The sequence below is a fragment of the Halorhodospira sp. M38 genome (assembly GCF_022227985.1).
GTDB classification, from domain to species: domain Bacteria; phylum Pseudomonadota; class Gammaproteobacteria; order Nitrococcales; family Halorhodospiraceae; genus Halorhodospira; species Halorhodospira halophila_A.
The window spans coordinates 1-3,114 of sequence record NZ_JAJNQP010000055.1 but is presented as its reverse complement, the minus strand read 5'-3'; the positions used below and the strand labels follow the sequence as shown (position 1 = coordinate 3,114).

The 3,114-nt window shown below is 66.8% G+C and carries 1 protein-coding gene and 1 pseudogene; both read left to right on the top strand.

What is annotated here, in order from left to right; translation table 11 throughout:
• A pseudogene (locus LRA98_RS12620) lies at positions 1-587 on the top strand (hypothetical protein); the annotation flags it as partial.
• A 58-nt stretch (positions 588-645) separates the two neighbouring features.
• Positions 646-3,069, top strand: coding sequence for a DNA topoisomerase (ATP-hydrolyzing) subunit B (gyrB, locus tag LRA98_RS12615; RefSeq protein ID WP_238634246.1), 2,424 nt, complete (start codon positions 646-648; stop codon positions 3,067-3,069).
• Positions 3,070-3,114 lie beyond the last annotated feature (45 nt).

The following is a 3,114-nucleotide window of genomic DNA, read 5'->3' as shown; positions in this document are numbered from 1 at the left end:
ACGCCGCCCTGCGGGTTGGTGACCGCCGCAGCGAGCAAGCCTGGACCCCTGTGCTCATCCACTGCGCGACGGCCGTCGATGCCGCCCGCCACCGCTTCATCCAAGCCCTCCGCCCGACGTGGGCCGATCTGGCGCGCCAGTGGCTCGGCCTGGAGAACCTGGAGCTGCGCTACTATCGGGGCGCTGCCGCCGAAGCCGCGTGGGAGGATGTCCTCGATGAGCAGCTCGAGCGCGACCGCACCGCCGGTTTCACCCACCGCGGCCCGCACCGGGCCGACCTGCTACTCAGCCGCGAGCGCATCCCTGCCGCCGACGCCCTTTCCCGGGGCCAGCAGAAGCTGCTGGTCGTCGCATTGCTGGTCGCCGAAGTTCAGCTCTGGGCACGCCAGGGTCTGGCGCCCCTGCTCCTGATCGATGATCTGCCTGCCGAACTCGATCCGGTGCACTTGCGCACGGTGCTGCACACCGTGACCGATCAGCCGACCCAGATCTTCCTGACCGCCATCGACGGCGACGCCCTCCCGGTCAATCTGCCCCCGGGCCACTGGTACGACGTACGCGAAGGCAGCCTGTCAGCGATGGTATAATGCCGTTTTACGGCCGGACCCCCGGTCCAGACGCACCCCTTGAGAGGCTGAATCATCGATGACCACGGAGATTACGCCGCAGTACGACTCCGAGAGCATTCAGGTGCTGCGCGGGCTCGATGCCGTCCGCAAGCGCCCGGGCATGTACATCGGCGATACGGACGACGGCACGGGCCTCCACCACATGGTCTTCGAGGTCCTCGACAACTCCATCGACGAGGCCCTCGCCGGACACTGCTCCGAGATCACCGTCACCCTCCACGCGGATCATTCCGTCACCGTGACCGACAACGGTCGCGGCATCCCGGTGGACACCCATGCTGAGGAGGGCGTCCCCGCGGCGCAGGTCATCATGACCGTGTTGCACGCCGGGGGTAAGTTCGATGACAACAGCTACAAGGTCTCCGGCGGCCTGCACGGCGTCGGTGTCTCGGTGGTGAACGCCCTCTCCGAGCGCCTGCGGCTGGTCATCGAGCGCGATGGCAAGGTCCACGTGCAGGAGTATGCCGACGGTGCTCCGGTCACCTCGCTCAAGGTCGTCGGGGAGACCGAGCAGACCGGTACGCGCATCACCTTCAAGCCCTCTGAGGCCGTCTTCACCGAGGTCCAGTACAACTACGACATCCTCGCCAAGCGCTTCCGGGAGCTCTCCTTCCTCAATCCCGGGGTGCGCATCGTCCTCAAGGACGAGCGGACCGAGAAAGAGGACGTCTTCGAGTACACCGGCGGCATCCGCGCCTTCGTGGAGCACCTCAACCGCAACAAGACCCCGCTGCACCCGACGGTGTTCTACGTCACCGCCTGGCGAGACGGTGTCGGCGTGGATGTGGCGATGCAGTGGAACGACTCCTACCAGGAGAATATCTTCTGTTTCACCAACAACATCCCGCAGCGCGACGGCGGCACCCACCTGGCCGGCTTCCGCGGGGCGTTGACTCGTACGGTGAACGGTTACCTGGAGGCCGAGGGCTACCTGAAGAAGCTCAAGTCCACTCCGAGCGGCGAGGATGTCCGCGAGGGGCTGACCGCCGTGGTCTCGGTCAAGGCGCCGGATCCCAAGTTCTCCTCGCAGACCAAGGACAAGCTCGTCTCCTCCGAGGTGAAGGGGATTGTCGAATCCCTGCTCTCGGAGTCGCTGCAGACCTTCCTCGCCGAGCACCCGCCGGAGGCTCGCGCCATCGCCGAGCGGGTCATCCAGGCCAGCCGCGCCCGCGAAGCGGCGCGCAAGGCCCGCGAGATGACCCGGCGCAAGGACGCCCTGGACATCGCCGGTCTGCCCGGCAAGCTCGCCGACTGCCAGGAGCGCGACCCGGCCAAGTCGGAGATCTATCTAGTGGAGGGCGACTCCGCCGGCGGCTCTGCCAAACAGGGACGGGACCGGCGCACCCAGGCGATCCTGCCGCTCAAGGGCAAGATCCTCAACGTGGAGAAGGCGCGTTTTGACAAAATGCTCTCCTCCGCCGAGGTGGGCACCCTGATCACCGCGCTCGGCTGTGGCATCGGCCGTGATGACTTTGATCCGGATAAGCTGCGCTACCATCGGATCATCATCATGACCGACGCCGACGTGGACGGCTCGCACATCCGCACCCTGCTGCTGACCTTCTTCTATCGGCAGATGCGTGAGTTGGTCGAACGCGGCAACGTCTACATCGCCCAGCCCCCGCTGTACAAGATCAAGCGGGGTAAGCAGGAACACTACGTCAAGGATGAGCGCGAGCTGACCGATTACCTGCTGGAGCTGGCCCTTGACGGCGCCGCCCTCCACCCCGGCGGTGGTGCCCCGCCGATCACCGGCGAGGCCCTGGGTCGGCTGGCCCGTCGTTACTATGAGGCGATGGAGCTGATCGAGCACGTCTCACGGCGCTGGGATCCGGCCATCCTCGAGCAGATGACCACCCTGGCCCCGCGCGGCGAGGACGACATCACCGATGCCGCGGCCATGCAGGCGTGGTTCGAACAGCTGGTCGAGCGGGTGGAAGCCGCCACCGATGCCAGCATGCGTTATCGCGTGACGGTCCAGCGCGGCCCCGACGGGGGCTTCCAGGAAGCCGTCGTTACCCGGCGTCGCCACGGCCTGGATCAGGAGTACCGTTTTAACCCGCAGTTCTTCCTCTCGGCGGAGTACGAGACGCTGAAGGCCCTCGCCTCGCTGCTCGACGGTCTCCTGCACGAAGGCGCCGAGGTGCTCCGTGGCGAGCGGCGGAGACCGGTCGGCAGCCTCCGCGAGGCGGTGGATTGGCTCATGGAGGAGGCCAAGCGCGGGCAGACCATTCAGCGCTACAAGGGTCTGGGCGAGATGAATCCGGATCAGCTCTGGGAGACCACCATGAATCCGGAGACCCGCCGCCTCCTGCGGGTGACCATCGACGACGCGGTGGCCGCCGACGAGATCTTCACCACGCTGATGGGGGATCACGTGGAGCCGCGGCGCGACTTCATCGAGCGCAACGCACTGGCGGTCTCCAACCTCGACGTCTAATACCGCGGTCGTCCCCGGCGACCACGGCGGGGCGGGGGGGGGCGG

Bases quoted from the DNA above. Each gene is read 5' to 3' on its own strand.
- gyrB (WP_238634246.1), top strand. From the start codon at position 646: ATGACCACGGAGATTACGCCGCAGTACGACTCCGAGAGCATTCAGGTG.